Consider the following 14,593-nt stretch of genomic DNA (forward strand, 5'->3'; position numbering starts at 1 on the left):
CATCTAAATTTATCATACGCAGAATGTAAAGCTTTTATCTGTGCCAGAAACAAAATACCATTTAGGTTCGACTGAAGGTATTTATCAGGTAGTTACCTATACAACCTCTTTTAGCAAATGGTCTTTCTTAAATTATGCATGGGAGGAAAGTCATGATGACCATCCAGAATTTGACTTAATTTTTTACTATTCAGGAAGTGACACTACTGGATTAAAGGAGTGGATGTCGTCAAACGATTTTCCATACCCTATCCTATTTGATATTGAAGGAGAGTTCAGAAAAGGAAATATTCGAGATAACAATTTAACAAATATATCTTTTGTAGTTAGAGATGGTGAGATTATTGACTTTTCAAATCCATCTCTCAAAAATTTTGATGAAACGCTTACAGCCTTGTCTGCCGAAAACTAACATACTTCAGTAATTAGCATGAAAGTACATTTTCTCATCTAGTGCTGCGCAATTATCCTGCTTCTCCGGAAGCTGGCCGTTGAAGTCAGGATGGTTACGGCTATATCTGCAATAGAGTCCTATGGTTTAACCGATCAATCCAATTACATGAAATATTTACCTTCTGCAAAAAAAACACCGGCTTTGGTGGAATCTGGGCCTAATGACTCAACGTTTACAGTTTATAGTAGTATGAGCAAGACGCTCACCGATTTTTCACTCACTGATACATCTTTGTTGGGCATTCATCAATACAAGCAGCCAGAAGGGTTGTATGAAGTGTATAGAATGTTTCATGCAACGGATAGTACTGTGTTGGGACTAAAGTCCATTGACCCAAACCGGCTGGTGGAAATTTCTTTAAAGGATGGGAAAAGGGTAGCGGGCTACGGGACATGGGAGAAAATCCCTGATGCGGATCACTTGATTGATTACAGCGATCCTATAATAAATTATCATCTGGGGCAAATTAATAAAGGATGGTTCAAAGCAAATAGAAAACTAGGACTGTTTGTCACCGCAGGTGTGTATCGGGATAAGATAGAAATATTTGACTATAATGATAAAAAATTTACGATAGTTGAGGGGCCAAGGGTAGAACTGCCAAAATTTGAAATTGTACAAGGTGGGGCAAATTCATCTGTGATTTTTGATATAGAAAACAAATACGGTCATCGGGATATTTATATAGATGAAAAATACATATATAATCTATACGGTGGGTTTAACGAACAGGAAATTTTTGAGACAAATGAAGTTGCCAAAACCATCTATATTCTAACTCATTCCGGTGATGTAGTGGGAAAGTTAAATCTAGATATATCCATAAGAGGATTGGTCGTAGACTCAAATCTTAAGAAAATCTATGGGATTACTACGGATGAAGATCCCGGGATAGCTGTTTTTGAGCTTCCTGAAGAGTTTTTGTAATGATATGTACTTAACCCTCATTACAAAGGAACACAGCGATGGGTTCCTTTTTTATTTAGGTACAGAGATTTTTTTCATCATTTTTTTATATTTTGATAGCATGCAAGAGCCTGTCAATTACATGATCAGAAATACACTCCAGCCCGGTGATCTAGGGCAGGTGGCTGCCTTGCATGGTAAAGTCTATTCCGAAGAACATGACTTTGGATTGGGTTTTGAAGCCTATGTCATGGAAAGCTTGCTGGAGTTCTATTGGGCGTACAATTTGAAAAAGGATCGCGTATGGGTGGTGGAGAGTGAAGGAAAAATGATAGGTTTTGTATTACTTATGCATCGCCCGGCAAATAGCGCTCAGTTGCGGTATTTTATTTTGGCAAAGGAGTTTCGTGGACTGGGAATAGGAAGCAGGCTGATGAAAGAGTGGATGGAGTTCTACAAGGAAGCTAACTACGAAGCTGCTTATTTGTACACTACATCAGGGCTGGATGCCGCAGTCAGTTTGTATGAAAGAATGGGTTTTCGTAAGATCAGCGAAATGAAATCGATGAATTTTGGAGTGCCAATGCTGGAACAGTATTATGAGTTAATCACCCATCCGAAAAAATAAAAGTGTTGTGTAAGTGGTAAGTAGTCTGAATTCGGCTTACCACTTACATTGTTTACTTGATTTTTTTTATCACTTGAAGTGTATCCGCAATTTTATTCTCCAGCAAATCAAATTGCTGATTTTTGATCCAGTCTTTCTTGAAAAGTTGTGAACCCATCCCCACGCAATACACTCCTGCATCAAACCATTCCTTGAGGTTTTCCTCGGTAGGCTCTACACCACCTGTGGGCATGACATGAAGCTCAGGATAGACAGACTTGGCGGCTGCCACAAATGCTGAGCCCACGACGTTTCCGGGAAAAGCTTTGACCAAGGTTGCTCCTAATTTTTTTGCCTGAAATATCTCGGACATGGTAGCACATCCGGGAATCCAAAAAACTTCCTTTGAATTGCAAAACACAGCCAGTTCCGGGATCAAAGCCGGAGAAACGATAAAATCTGCTCCTGCATCTATAAAGACATTTGCATCTTCGGTGGTGAAGATGGTGCCGATACCCATGACCATATCGGGATACCTGGATGCGTATGTGCAAAGCTCTCTGAACACCTCTAGGGAGTTTGTCGCCCGGTTGGTGAATTCAAACACGCGAATTCCAGCCTTATAGGATGCATTAAGAACTCCTTTTGCCACTTCTATATCTGCATGATTGAACACAGGGATCATTCCTGTGTCACTCATGGCTTGTAACATGTCACTTTGTGAAAATTTCATGCGTTTATATTTGATTTTTTATGGTCACATGGAATCTCGCATGGTTGATAATCATACTAGTGTGTGCCTCTTGAGTCATGCTCGATTTCATATTTTTTTTAACGTAAAAGTTTACCGACATTTTTTCCTTCCACAAGCTGATTGACCTCATCGATAGAGACGAAGTTTGCATCTCCCGGAATAGAGTGCTTCAATACCGAGGCGGCAACCGCAAAATCCAATGCGCCCTGATCATCTAGGTTAAGTAAGCCATAAATCAGCCCTGCCATGAAGGCATCGCCGCCCCCAATTCTATCCACGATGTGGGTCATCTCGTAGGTTTTGGATTCCAGCAAAGATTCTCTATTCCAAAGAACTCCGCCTAGGTTGTTTTCAGAAGCACTGATTGAATCACGATGTGTGGTTGAAACATATTTTAGGGAAGGACACATTCTTTTTGCTTTTTCACAGGCTTGCAGGTAGTCTGTCTCTTTGATTCCCATGCAGTTTTCGAAGTCTGTCAGCCCGGCAATAATCAGGTGAGAAGGGGCTATCAATTCCGGCATAATGTCCATAGGACCTTTGCCATATTGCCATAGATTTCTGCGGTAATTGATGTCTGCGCTTATTTTCACACCAAGTTTAGAAGCGGCGAGTACTGCAGCTTTGCAAAGATCTGCGGCGGATTGGGAAATAGCCGGAGTAATTCCTGTCCAATGAAACCAGTCCGCACCTTCAAATATTGTTTCCCAATCAAAATCTTCCACATTGACTTGGGCAAATGCCGAATCAAAGCGATCATAGATGATTTTTGAGGAGCGCTGCATGGCTCCGTTTTCGACAAAGTAGACCCCCATTCTTCCCTCGTTATAGCGAATAAATGAAGTGTCTACTCCGGCAAATCTAAGCCCGCTTACCGCCGCTTTGGCGATTTCGTGATCTGGGAATGAAGTCACGTGGGCGGCAGATAATCCCCAATAGGCGAGGGAAACAGCCACATTTGCTTCTGCACCCCCGTAGTTTACTTCGTAGGATTGTGTGTTTACAAAGCGTTCATGCCCCGGAGTGGATAGGCGGAGCATGATTTCACCAAGCGTGATTATTCTTTTATTCATCTATAGACTGTTTTACTATTTTGGATTTATCGGAAAAATAGGAATGATAAATTAAAATCCTCTTGATCTTAATGATTAGACAATAATAAACGCCATTTATTGGTTTACCAAGTAAAACCAGCTCAATTCTTTGCCAAAAATTGAATAGTTCCAAATGAAAATTGCAACGTATTTAAATGGGGGTTTGGATTTCTTTAGGGTTTTACCGTGCCTCTTCAGAATATTTTTCTAATTTTGCCCCAATTTGGACTTAAGCAAAACTTTCTCTTCAATCTCCCTCTCTAATGCCTAAAGATAGCAGTATAAAGCACGTTCTCATCATTGGTTCAGGTCCCATTGTCATTGGTCAAGCTTGCGAATTTGATTACGCAGGCTCACAGGCAGCCAGATCACTTCGCGAAGAAGGGATCACTGTCACGCTGATCAATTCGAATCCGGCGACTATTATGACTGATCCTGTCACGGCCGACAATGTCTATTTGCTTCCTTTGGAAAAAAAATCCATCGTTAAAATTCTTAAAGATCATCCGGATATCGATGCAGTTCTTCCTACCATGGGTGGGCAGACAGCCTTGAACCTAGCCATTGATTGCGAAAAAGGCGGTGTTTGGGCTAAGTACGATGTGAAAATGATCGGTGTAGATATAGACGCCATCGATACAGCCGAAAATCGTGAGAAATTCAAAGCCCTGATGGAAAAAATTGGTGTGGGAGTATGTAAAGGAGCTACTGCCACCTCTTTTCTTCAAGGCAAAGAGATCGCCCAAGAAATAGGCTTCCCGCTTATCATCAGAGCTTCATATACTTTAGGAGGTGCCGGTGGAGCTTTTGTGGAAACTGCTGAAGATTTTGAAAAGGCACTTTCAGCAGGTCTTCAGGCCTCCCCGGTTCATGAAGTGTTGATAGAGCAAAGTATCCTTGGCTGGAAAGAATACGAGCTGGAGGTAATGCGTGACAATATCGGCAACATGATCGTGATCTGTTCTATCGAGAACTTTGATCCGATGGGTGTGCACACAGGTGATTCTATCACGGTGGCTCCTGCGATGACCTTGCCTGACACCACATATCAGCGCATGAGAAATTATGCCATCACGATGATGAACAGCATCGGGAATTTTGCAGGAGGATGTAACGTACAATTCTCGGTTAGCCCGGATAACTCAGAAATCATCGGTATCGAGATCAATCCACGGGTTTCCCGATCTTCAGCTTTGGCTTCTAAAGCAACCGGATATCCTATCGCAAAAGTAGCGGCTAAGTTAGCTATAGGTTACAACCTGGATGAATTGAAAAACTCAATTACCGGAACAACTTCGGCATTTTTTGAGCCTTCTATAGATTATGTGATCGTGAAAGTGCCACGCTGGAACTTTGATAAGTTCAAGGGGGCTGACAGGAGATTAGGACTGTCGATGAAGTCAGTAGGAGAGGTGATGGGAATTGGAAGAAACTTCCAGGAAGCACTTCAGAAAGCTTGCCAGTCTCTTGAGATCAAGAGAAATGGTCTTGGGGCAGATGGCAAAGAACTACGTAATCAGGATGAGATTTTGTATTCCTTGGCCAATCCCAGCTGGAACAGACTTTTCCATATCTATGATGCATTCAAGCTTGGGATTTCCTTCCGTACTATCCAGGATCTGACCAAGATCGACAAGTGGTTCTTGAAGCAGATTGAGGAATTGATCCACTTGGAAAAGGAAATAGGGAAATATAAGTTAGATACAATTCCTGTGGAATTGATGGACCTGGCTAAACGTAAAGGCTATGCTGACCGCCAGATTGCGCACCTGTTTGATTGCTTGGAAAGCGAAGTTTTCGACAAGCGATACAAGGAAATGGGCATCAAGCGTGTGTATAAATTGGTGGATACCTGCGCAGCAGAATTCGAAGCTAAGACTCCGTATTATTACTCTTCTTTTGGATCTGAAAATGAATCTGTAAAATCAGACCGTAAAAAAGTAGTAGTACTAGGCTCTGGTCCGAACCGCGTAGGTCAGGGAATTGAATTCGATTACTCTTGTGTACATGGAGTTTTGGCGGCTAAGGAGTGTGGCTATGAGACGATCATGATCAATTGTAATCCGGAGACGGTTTCAACGGACTTTGATATTGCGGATAAACTTTACTTTGAGCCGGTATTCTGGGAGCATATCTACGAGATCATCCTTCACGAGCAGCCTGAGGGTGTGATCGTGCAGCTGGGAGGGCAGACTGCCTTGAAGCTTGCTGAGAAGCTGGAGAAATACGGTATCAAGATTATCGGTACAAGCTTCGAGGCTTTGGATTTGGCTGAAGACAGAGGTAGATTTTCGTCTCTTTTGAAAGATCTGGATGTTCCTTATCCTGAGTTTGGAACGATTCACAATACTGACGAAGCGCTAGAGCTTTGTAAGACGATAGGATTTCCTCTTTTAGTACGTCCCAGCTACGTGTTGGGTGGTCAAGGGATGAAGATCGTGATCAATGAGAAGGAACTGGAGCAGCATGTGGTGGATGTGCTGAGAGATATTCCCAATAACGAGATTCTGCTCGATCACTTTCTGGAAGGGGCTATTGAAGCGGAAGCTGATGCGATTTGTGATGGGGAGAATGTATATATCATCGGAATCATGCAGCATATTGAGCCTGCGGGAATCCACTCAGGTGATTCTTACGCCGTACTTCCTCCATATAACTTGGGAGATTTGGTGATTCGCCAGATCGAAACATACACGGAGAAAATTGCCCTTGCCCTGAGAACTGTCGGATTGATCAATATTCAGTTTGCAATCAAAAACGATAAGGTCTATATCATCGAGGCAAACCCGAGAGCTTCCCGTACAGTGCCGTTTATTTGCAAGGCTTATAGAGAACCTTATGTGAATTACGCCGTAAAGGTGATGTTGGGAGAGAAAAAAGTTACCGATTTTGAATTCAAACCTTACAAGAAAGGTTATGCTATCAAAGAGCCTGTTTTCTCTTTCCATAAATTCCCGAAAGTAAATAAAGAATTGGGTCCTGAAATGAAATCCACCGGTGAAGCGATTTACTTTATCGATGATCTGATGGATGATTATTTCTTGAAAATCTACGCAGAGAGAAATCTGTATCTGAGTAGATAATTTCGAACCAAAAAAAAGAGCCGATGGGCGGATTATTAAAATTTGTAGTTATTCTTTTAGGGATTGGCTGGCTTCTGGGCCAGCTAATCCGATATTTCCTTCGAAGCAAATTGGCTAAGTTTGCCCAGCAGGTGAATGAAGTGGCCAGGGAGGAGCAACGTGCCCAGCGGCATGCTTCTACCCCGAAGGATGAGGTAGTCGTGGATTATGTCCCAAAACGGCAACAAGAAAAGATTCACAAGGATATTAAAGGCGGTGAGTACGTCGATTATGAAGAAGTGAAGGAGTGATCCTTCACTTTTTTCTTTTTAGCCGCAAAGTGCGCTAAGTTTTCGCAAAGTCAGCAGATTCAATGTGTTGTCCTTCTTCCCCACATGCCGGACTAGTGAAGCTTTTTTTATTTACTTCATTTGGATTGTTATGGCAATTGAGTGCTATGAGCTATCCTGGCTGGGATTAGAAACTTAAAGCCTATCCGAAGTTCTTTATTCTAGCTTAGCCAAGCTACACCAAAAAACCTTGAATCCGCTTTGGGTTTTTGTGCCGATCAAAAAATCTTCCCCACCGTCTTTTACTCCTAGTTTTTTCTTCAAAATTTCAGAACCTGTGGCGTAATTTCGGGTAATTACATTCACTTTTCCTGAAGGAAATAACTTTTTAATCTCAGTTTTCTTGGGCTGTACTTCCTGAATCACTTGGAATATTCTAGCGGGGATTTCTTTCGGAACTTCAGATGAAGTGTACAAGTGGCTATTTGGGTCTAGTTTTCTCAAGCCAAATCGTTCTCCAAATGTCTTAAATGCCCCAGCCTTTAATACTGCTGAAAATGGCTCAATCAAATACTTGTCTACTTTCCCGAACTTTGAAGTAATTTCTTCTTCCTCGCTTGGCTCAAATGAAAAACAAGTTTCCCTGCCACTCAGATCAATAGCTTCTACTGCCAAAGGAAATTCCGAAGAGCTTTTGCTCCAGTGTAAGAGCAACTCTTTCACTTCATTTTTTACGGAAATCACTTGCACCTTCCTGATATCAGGAAGCTCACTGAGTGCCTGAGAAATATCCAGCATAGGCGATACTTTCAACAAAATCGAGTCGGCTTTGCTTTTCATCATTTCCCATGAGCTGACCACATCAGGCTCGCAATCCGCCAGTTTGTAAAGCTTTTGGTTGCCTTTTCCTCTACGTGCAGGGTCAGCATAGATCAGGTCAAAATGGTGTTCAGTCTGAACCAAAAAGGTCAGTCCGTTACCTGTTGCGATAGTGAATTTAGACGGGGCAAGAATATCTAAATTATGCTTTGCAATCTCCGCCAGTTCCTCCTGCTGCTCGCAGTAAATGGCTTTTTCAAAATGCTTGCTTAAGAAATAACTATCCACTCCAAATCCTCCAGTGAGATCTATCATCAGCTGACCTTTTCTCTTCCTGGCCTTAAATTCAGCAGTTTGCTCGGATGAGCTTTGCTCCAAAGAAATAGAAGGGGGGAAGATCAGTTCAGGTTTGGATGTCCAAGTAGGAAGTTTCTTGGCTGCTTTTTGTCTTGCTGAGATCTGTTGTACGGCTGCCTTTAGGTCAAAATCAGTTTTGCCCTGATGCCTAAAAAGCAAAAGTGCAGGATCTTCGGTAAGATGATCCTGCACAAATTGTTGGAAGTCGGCCCGATGATATTGGGTCAAATCCATTAAATCAAGCCGTTTGCGAGTGCGTATTCAGCGATTTGTACTGCATTGGTTGCTGCGCCTTTTCTAAGGTTGTCAGCTACAATCCACATATTCAGCGTATTCGCCTGAGATTCATCTCTTCTCAAGCGGCCTACGAATACCTCGTCTTTCTTATGCGCAGTGATCGGCATAGGGTAGATGAAGTTGGCCGGGTCATCCTGTACGATTACTCCCGGAGCTGCAGCCAGCAATTCACGAACCTCAGCCAAATCAAAGTCTTCTTTGAACTCCACGTTTACTGCCTCCGAGTGGCCACCCATAGTTGGGATTCTCACTGTAGTTGCAGTTACTTGGATTGTATCATCACTGAAGATTTTCTTGGTCTCCTTGATCATCTTCATTTCCTCTTTTGTATAGCCGTTGTCCTGGAACACATCTATATGGGGAAGTACGTTCATGTCGATTTTGTGCGGATAGACCATTTCTGGGGTTTCGCCTGCACGCTCAGCCATCATCTGATCCACTGCCGCTTTGCCCGTACCTGTCACCGACTGGTAAGTGGATACCACTACTCTTTTGATGCCGTAGCGCTGGCGCAAAGGCTCCAGAGCCAATACCATTTGGATGGTAGAGCAATTTGGATTTGCGATAATCTTATCTTCTTTGGTCAGTTCTTTTGCGTTGATTTCCGGAACGATCAGTTTTTTGGTCGGATCCATTCTCCAGGCTGAAGAATTATCGATGACAATAGTACCTACTTCAGCAAACTTAGGAGCCCATTCTGTGGAAGTGCTCCCGCCAGCTGAAAAAATAGCCACCTCAGGTTTCAATGAAACAGCCTCAGCAAGACCGATAACAGTGTAGGGTTTACCCTTGTATTCGATCTGTTTACCTACTGATCGCTCGCTGGCGACTAATAGAAGTTCGTCAAAAGGGAAATTGTGCTCTGCGAGCACCTCTAGGATTTCTGAGCCTACCAAGCCGGTAGCTCCTACCACTGCTAATTTCATCAGATTTTAAGTAGTTGTTGAAAATTTTTGAAGCACAAAAGTAAGTGCTACGGATTCATTTTCAGGCCTGTCCCCCAAAAATTTTAATCAAAACCCCATAAAAATCAACATAAAGCATAGTTTGAGATAATTTTGATTAGTATATTTAGGTTACACTTTTTATCTGACAAGGATATGGCAGGCTTATTTTTTATTTGGCAATTGATCTATTTCTCTGTTTTCGTGCAGAGTGATTCAGAGGAAGCTCAGGTTAACAATCTGAGCCAGGATTTTGAAAGTGAATTTGTCGTCCAGAATTATCCCAATGAATTTTTGCCCGACTGGTATGCGAATGAGCTCAGGGGTAGTTCTTCCCGTATTTATCAGGCAAATGGACTAGGTAGAAATGGAAGCAAAGCTTTGGCAGTGCAGCCTATTTCTTCTTTCAATGGTGAAATTACAATTAGACTTTCGCCACAAAACCTCAATGCCCCAAAAGTGCGGTTCTGGGCCAGGTCAGTCAAAAATGGCTCTGGCAACAGAGCTGCGGAGGTTTATTATAGCTTGGGAAGGGAATTGGATGGAGATTATTATGAGCGGGAAATCTTAGGAGGAGCAATGGAGTTTGGTAATGAAGATCAGGATTTTAGGTTGTTTGAGTTGGTCTTGCCGGATGATTTTTCTGAAGATGTGGAAGTTTTTCTCCGTCTGGAAATCCGCTACGGACCAGGTACAGGGACTTGTGCAAAATGGCTGATGGATGATTTTGACTTTGGGGAAATTGTAGAGGATAAAACTCCCCCAAAGGTCAAGCATGTCCGTGGTTATGATGAAAAACAAGTTGAGATTCAATTTGATGAAGCATTGGATCCCGTCTTTTCTGAATTTCTTATCAACTATAGGCTGGCTGGACAGGAGCCCGTAAGTGCTAAACTCAATTCTGATTCTTTAGTGTATTTGACTTTTCAAGAAAAGCTGGAAATGGGAGAGACGTATGATGTAGGGATTTCACAAATTCCTGATTTGGATGGAAATTTCCTTCGCGATACGCTGATTTCCTTTCAGTTTTGGGATCCTACTTTTATTCCTTCCAAAATGCTTGTGATCAACGAACTCATGCCTGCTCCCAAACCTGACCTCGATCTTCCGAATGTAGAATATGTGGAGGTTTATCATGCAGGAGAATACGAGATCAGGCTTGACGGAATATCTTGGTCTAATTCCAGATCCACCGTGAATTTACAAGAAGAATGGATTCGACCGGGAGAATTCCTGCTTCTGGCTGCTGAAAATCAAGCTGCATTTTTGGAGGATTATGGAAAAGTAATTCCTATAAGAAGTTGGCCTACTCTGTTGAATTCAGGTGATCAGCTAAGTTTAAAAGACGATCGGGGAAATCTGATTGACATCATTTCCTATTCTACAAATAGCTGGGGAGGAAGTGAGTTTGCGGGTGGAGGTTACAGTTTGGAAGTTACCAATCCGTTTTATGCCTGTGAGCAAAGTGAATTTCTAGTTCCATCTGTTGATCCAATAAGGGGAACACCAGGAAGACAAAATTCAGTCTTTGACTTGTCGCCTGATGAAAGTCCTCCTGCTCTAGCTTCCTATGAATTCACTTCTGCAGGAAGCCTGCAATTGAATTTTTCAAAACCACTACTACCGGGTTTTGGCAAGTCTAATTTTTTATTTGAACCAAGTTTGGAGATAGATACTACGATCCTGTCAGGCTCCGGGCAAGTCCATGTTGTTTTCTCTCAGGAAGTTTTCCCCAATACGGTGTATGAGTTGAGCATAAGCGGCTTGATGGATTGCTCAGGAAATAAGTTTGTCCAAGTAGAGCCTGTGCAGCTTGTGCTGCCTGTGCAGGCTGAAATTGGGGATGTTTTGATAAATGAGCTTTTATTCAATCCGAAAACAGGCTCTCCGAAATTTGTAGAATTGATTAATGTGACTGATAATTACCTTGAAGTTAAAAGCTGGAAGCTTGCGCGTCTTGATAATTCGGGAGAAATAGAGCATGTTAGGCAACTCAGTGCAAGTTCATTAATCCTTTACCCACGGGGTTTCTTGGCAATCACTACCGACCCTGATATGCTAAAACTTGATTTTCCTAAGTCAGCATCTGGATCGTATGTCAAAATTGCAGCACTCCCAAGTTACCCGATCGCCGGTGGTACAGTTGTGTTATTGGATTCTGCGGGAAAGGTTGCAGAGTCATTTGCGTATTCAGAAAACCTTCACCATCCTCTGTTGAGAGATTCGAAGGGTGTTTCACTAGAGCGTCTTTCTGTTGACTCTCCAGCTTCTTTGCCTGTGAACTGGCATTCCGCCTCTGCGATGGAAGAGTATGCGACGCCGGGGCGAAAGAACTCTCAGGTGATTGTCGGAGAATTTGAAGGAGATTTGATTCAAATCTATCCTGAGGTGTTTGACCCGGAAGGAAGTAATGGAAACACATTTACTACTATCCGATATGAACTTGACCAGACTGGTTGGATAGGGAGTTTTAGAGTTTATTCCACTGCTGGCCAGTTGATTCAGGTATTGGCACAAAATGAATTATTGGGGGCATCAGGGTTGTTCTCTTGGACAGGAACAGATAGTGGTGGAAGAATTGTACGGCCTGGCTATTATGTCTTATTAGTGGAGTTGTATGACTTGTCGGGGCGGATAAGGGTGATCAGAAAAACCATCGTGATTGCGACAAAATTTTAATTTTTTTCTATTTTAAAAAGTAGAAAACAGTATCTTAAAAAGCGTAACACCCCTAGACCATGGAAAAAGACCTTATTGGCCAAGCTCTGCAGCTGATTCACCTGCAGAATGGCAAAGACCTCAAGGAGGTTGCTCAGTACTTGAATATGAAGTATCGGATAGATGCTGATGCATTGGTTCTCCAGAGTAGATTAAAAAAAATCATATTAGAAGAGAAAGCCGTGGCATGATGGCTTTTTTTGTGAAAGTTTAGTTTTTCCACTGAGGACACTAAGGTTTTCGCAGAGGTCACAGTTAGAAATAATTTTCTTGGAAATCCAACGTGTCCATGTATTTTAGAGAACTAATTCTAAAAAGATCCGTCCCAATACTATTATCTAATTTTAGCAGGCTATGAGCAAGGAAGAAAAGACCGCATATTCTCAGGAAGAATTGAAAGAATTCGAAGTAATTATTCAGAAAAAACTTGAAAGCGCAAAGGAGGAATTACTTTCACTGAAGGAGTCATTAAGTAAAAAGAATGATAGTGGAACAGATTTTACCGCTTCTACATCGAAATTGCTTGAAGACGGTGCAGATACGCTGGAGCGTGAGAGCCAAAATCAACTGGCTGCAAGACAGCAGAAGTTCATCTACAACCTAGAGAATGCTTTGATTCGTATTAAGAACGGTACCTATGGTGTATGTGTAGATACAGGCAAGCTGATATCTAAAGAGCGATTGATGGCGGTACCGCATACAATGCATTCCATAGAAGCAAAACTTGCTAAAAAATAAGTTTTGGACTTTCTCCATAGACATATTGAAGCATTGATTTTTTGTGCTCCGACACCTTTACCCAAGGCAGAGATAATAAAGTGTTTGAGTGAGATGTTTGAAGCTGAGATTCCGGGCGATCATGTGGATCAAGCGATCAATGGCTTGAGCGAAAAATACCAATCAGAGGAATTTTCTTTTCAGCTGGAGCATTTGGGAGGTGGGTATCAGTTTTTGACCAAACCTGCTTATCAAACGTCGATTGGTATTCTTCTCCGGCAGCAATCGCAGAAGAGACTGTCAACTGCGCAATTGGAGACCTTGTCGATTATAGCTTATAAGCAACCCGTAACCAAAGGTGATATTGAGCAAATCCGGGGGGTAAATAGTGACTATTCGGTACAGAAGCTTCTGGAGAAAGAGCTGGTTGATATCAAAGGCAAATCAGATGGACTAGGCAGACCTTTGCTCTATGGCACATCGGACAAGTTTATGGAGTACTTTGGTATTAATTCTCTGAAAGATCTGCCTCAACCAAAAGATTTTTCGCAACCGGAAAACCAGATAGGAGAGGAGCGGGATTAATGAGTTTGCAGAGATCAGTGACAGTAAGCAGAAGGTTTGGGAGGAAACCTGAAAATCCTTTAGTCTAACGATTTTACTTTGGCCAGTTGGGCGATCAAGTACTTTTTGCCGGATTTTACTTCATGGCATAGTACTCTTGTCCTTCTTGTTTCTCCTTTTTCAAATTCCCTTCCGGAAAGTAAAAATCGGCTTCCGGGTTTTATGTCGGATAGGAAAACAATATCTGGGCTGGCACTTCTGTCATCGTATTTGCTCATTTCCTTCATTAGAAAAAGATCCGCAGCCGAACTGGCTTTCGGGTTTTTCATATACTTGCGTAGAGGAATCAATAAGTCTATAGGAAAAAAATCGGTTGAGAGAATGGGAAAAATTAATTTCTGAAAAGTCGATTTCCACTCTCTCCCATGTGGAGGAATTTCCATTCCGAATCTTACGAAGGCATGAAGATGTGCTACTTCGTGGATATAAGTAAGCAGAAATTGGAAGGGGTTAAGATCTGCATTGATCGTGATGGTCTGGATTTGACGATCTCTTCTATACCTGAAATCCCCAAGTTTTGTCTTTCGGGATGCTGTAGTTTTAAATGAAAAAGGTTCTTTTTCCCAAAGTTCGACTGCATAATTGATGGCAGCAGTAGGAATTTTTTGTGCCAGTATTTCCTTTAGTTTTTCAGACCCGCTCATACCGAAAAATACAAAAAAAGAGCCCCGCAATGCGGAGCTCAATGCATTTAGAAAAGGAAGAATTATTGAGCTGGCTCAATAACATCAGTGCTGTCTATTACTACAGTAGTATCAGCGTCTTCGATGATGATTTCTTCCTCTACAACAGGCTCTTCAACTACCTCGATAGTCTCAACAGTCTCTTCTTTTACTTCTTTGTTACCGCATGAAGCTACAGCGAACATGCTAGCGATTGCGAAAATTGCAAATACCTTTTTCATTTTTTGTGGTTTTCTTAATTACACAGCAAAGGTATTACAGTTTTGA

At 42.1% G+C, this 14,593-nt stretch carries 15 protein-coding genes; 9 read left to right on the top strand and 6 right to left on the bottom strand.

Translation table 11 applies throughout. The features are described 5' to 3' along the window. Positions 1-40 precede the first annotated feature (40 nt). The 3 genes from ID165_RS23350 to ID165_RS23360 all read left to right on the top strand — a co-directional run bounded on the left by ID165_RS23350 (position 41) and on the right by ID165_RS23360 (position 1,988). Positions 41-412 carry a hypothetical protein gene (locus tag ID165_RS23350; protein WP_192347826.1) on the top strand — a complete coding sequence of 124 codons (372 nt, stop codon included), beginning with the start codon at positions 41-43 and terminating at the stop codon, positions 410-412. Between the two features lie 147 nt (positions 413-559). After that, positions 560-1,381 (top strand): BF3164 family lipoprotein, encoded by an 822-nt coding sequence (locus tag ID165_RS23355; RefSeq protein ID WP_192347827.1) that lies wholly within the window; start codon positions 560-562, stop codon positions 1,379-1,381. Positions 1,382-1,481: 100 nt separating this feature from the next. Beyond that, complete coding sequence (locus ID165_RS23360; protein WP_192347828.1) at positions 1,482-1,988, top strand: GNAT family N-acetyltransferase; 507 nt, start codon at positions 1,482-1,484, stop codon at positions 1,986-1,988. A gap of 52 nt (positions 1,989-2,040) precedes the next feature. Here the strand turns inward: ID165_RS23360 and ID165_RS23365 are convergent, their stop codons facing one another. Continuing rightward, positions 2,041-2,700 carry a bifunctional 4-hydroxy-2-oxoglutarate aldolase/2-dehydro-3-deoxy-phosphogluconate aldolase gene (locus ID165_RS23365; RefSeq protein ID WP_192347829.1) on the bottom strand — a complete coding sequence of 220 codons (660 nt, stop codon included), beginning with the start codon at positions 2,698-2,700 and terminating at the stop codon, positions 2,041-2,043. A 98-nt stretch (positions 2,701-2,798) separates the two neighbouring features. Then, complete coding sequence (locus tag ID165_RS23370; protein WP_192347830.1) at positions 2,799-3,794, bottom strand: sugar kinase; 996 nt, start codon at positions 3,792-3,794, stop codon at positions 2,799-2,801. Positions 3,795-4,078: 284 nt separating this feature from the next. Between ID165_RS23370 and carB the strand changes: the two genes are divergently transcribed. Beyond that, positions 4,079-6,898, top strand: a complete 2,820-nt coding sequence (gene carB, locus ID165_RS23375; RefSeq protein ID WP_192347831.1) for a carbamoyl-phosphate synthase large subunit — start codon at positions 4,079-4,081, stop codon at positions 6,896-6,898. A gap of 23 nt (positions 6,899-6,921) precedes the next feature. After that, complete coding sequence (locus tag ID165_RS23380) at positions 6,922-7,188, top strand: DUF4834 family protein (protein WP_192347832.1); 267 nt, start codon at positions 6,922-6,924, stop codon at positions 7,186-7,188. 195 nt (positions 7,189-7,383) lie between these two features. Here ID165_RS23380 and ID165_RS23385 read toward each other — a convergent pair whose 3' ends face one another. Further along, positions 7,384-8,577, bottom strand: a complete 1,194-nt coding sequence (locus tag ID165_RS23385) for a class I SAM-dependent methyltransferase (RefSeq protein WP_192347833.1) — start codon at positions 8,575-8,577, stop codon at positions 7,384-7,386. Then, on the bottom strand, positions 8,577-9,566 hold the full coding sequence (locus ID165_RS23390) for an aspartate-semialdehyde dehydrogenase (RefSeq protein ID WP_192347834.1): 990 nt from the start codon (positions 9,564-9,566) through the stop codon (positions 8,577-8,579). Before ID165_RS23390 ends, ID165_RS23385 begins: the two co-directional genes overlap by 1 nt. A 174-nt stretch (positions 9,567-9,740) precedes the next feature. Between ID165_RS23390 and ID165_RS23395 the strand changes: the two genes are divergently transcribed. From ID165_RS23395 to scpB, 4 genes are all read left to right on the top strand, one after another. Next, a complete protein-coding gene (locus ID165_RS23395) occupies positions 9,741-12,263 on the top strand; it encodes a lamin tail domain-containing protein (protein WP_192347835.1) in 2,523 nt (840 codons plus the stop codon). A 59-nt stretch (positions 12,264-12,322) separates the two neighbouring features. Next, positions 12,323-12,493, top strand: coding sequence for a hypothetical protein (locus tag ID165_RS23400; RefSeq protein WP_192347836.1), 171 nt, complete (start codon positions 12,323-12,325; stop codon positions 12,491-12,493). Between the two features lie 163 nt (positions 12,494-12,656). Further along, positions 12,657-13,040, top strand: a complete 384-nt coding sequence (locus ID165_RS23405; protein ID WP_192347837.1) for a TraR/DksA C4-type zinc finger protein — start codon at positions 12,657-12,659, stop codon at positions 13,038-13,040. 3 nt (positions 13,041-13,043) lie between these two features. Continuing rightward, entirely contained in the window at positions 13,044-13,604 is a 561-nt protein-coding gene (scpB, locus tag ID165_RS23410; protein WP_192347838.1) for an SMC-Scp complex subunit ScpB, read from the top strand. A 59-nt stretch (positions 13,605-13,663) separates the two neighbouring features. Here scpB and ID165_RS23415 read toward each other — a convergent pair whose 3' ends face one another. Continuing rightward, the gene (locus tag ID165_RS23415; protein WP_192347839.1) at positions 13,664-14,287 is read right to left on the bottom strand and encodes a SprT-like domain-containing protein; all 624 of its coding nucleotides are present in this window, start codon (positions 14,285-14,287) and stop codon (positions 13,664-13,666) included. Between the two features lie 62 nt (positions 14,288-14,349). Continuing rightward, a complete protein-coding gene (locus tag ID165_RS23420; RefSeq protein WP_192347840.1) occupies positions 14,350-14,547 on the bottom strand; it encodes a hypothetical protein in 198 nt (65 codons plus the stop codon). Positions 14,548-14,593 lie beyond the last annotated feature (46 nt).

The sequence above is a fragment of the Algoriphagus sp. Y33 genome, assembly GCF_014838715.1.
Taxonomy (GTDB): domain Bacteria; phylum Bacteroidota; class Bacteroidia; order Cytophagales; family Cyclobacteriaceae; genus Algoriphagus.

Bases quoted from the DNA above. Each gene is read 5' to 3' on its own strand.
- ID165_RS23355 (WP_192347827.1), top strand. From the start codon at position 560: ATGAAATATTTACCTTCTGCAAAAAAAACACCGGCTTTGGTGGAATCT.
- ID165_RS23360 (WP_192347828.1), top strand. From the start codon at position 1,482: ATGCAAGAGCCTGTCAATTACATGATCAGAAATACACTCCAGCCCGGT.
- ID165_RS23365 (WP_192347829.1), bottom strand. From the start codon at position 2,700: ATGAAATTTTCACAAAGTGACATGTTACAAGCCATGAGTGACACAGGA.
- ID165_RS23370 (WP_192347830.1), bottom strand. From the start codon at position 3,794: ATGAATAAAAGAATAATCACGCTTGGTGAAATCATGCTCCGCCTATCC.
- carB (WP_192347831.1), top strand. From the start codon at position 4,079: ATGCCTAAAGATAGCAGTATAAAGCACGTTCTCATCATTGGTTCAGGT.
- ID165_RS23380 (WP_192347832.1), top strand. From the start codon at position 6,922: ATGGGCGGATTATTAAAATTTGTAGTTATTCTTTTAGGGATTGGCTGG.
- ID165_RS23385 (WP_192347833.1), bottom strand. From the start codon at position 8,577: ATGGATTTGACCCAATATCATCGGGCCGACTTCCAACAATTTGTGCAG.
- ID165_RS23390 (WP_192347834.1), bottom strand. From the start codon at position 9,566: ATGAAATTAGCAGTGGTAGGAGCTACCGGCTTGGTAGGCTCAGAAATC.
- ID165_RS23395 (WP_192347835.1), top strand. From the start codon at position 9,741: ATGGCAGGCTTATTTTTTATTTGGCAATTGATCTATTTCTCTGTTTTC.
- ID165_RS23400 (WP_192347836.1), top strand. From the start codon at position 12,323: ATGGAAAAAGACCTTATTGGCCAAGCTCTGCAGCTGATTCACCTGCAG.
- ID165_RS23405 (WP_192347837.1), top strand. From the start codon at position 12,657: ATGAGCAAGGAAGAAAAGACCGCATATTCTCAGGAAGAATTGAAAGAA.
- ID165_RS23415 (WP_192347839.1), bottom strand. From the start codon at position 14,287: ATGAGCGGGTCTGAAAAACTAAAGGAAATACTGGCACAAAAAATTCCT.
- ID165_RS23420 (WP_192347840.1), bottom strand. From the start codon at position 14,547: ATGAAAAAGGTATTTGCAATTTTCGCAATCGCTAGCATGTTCGCTGTA.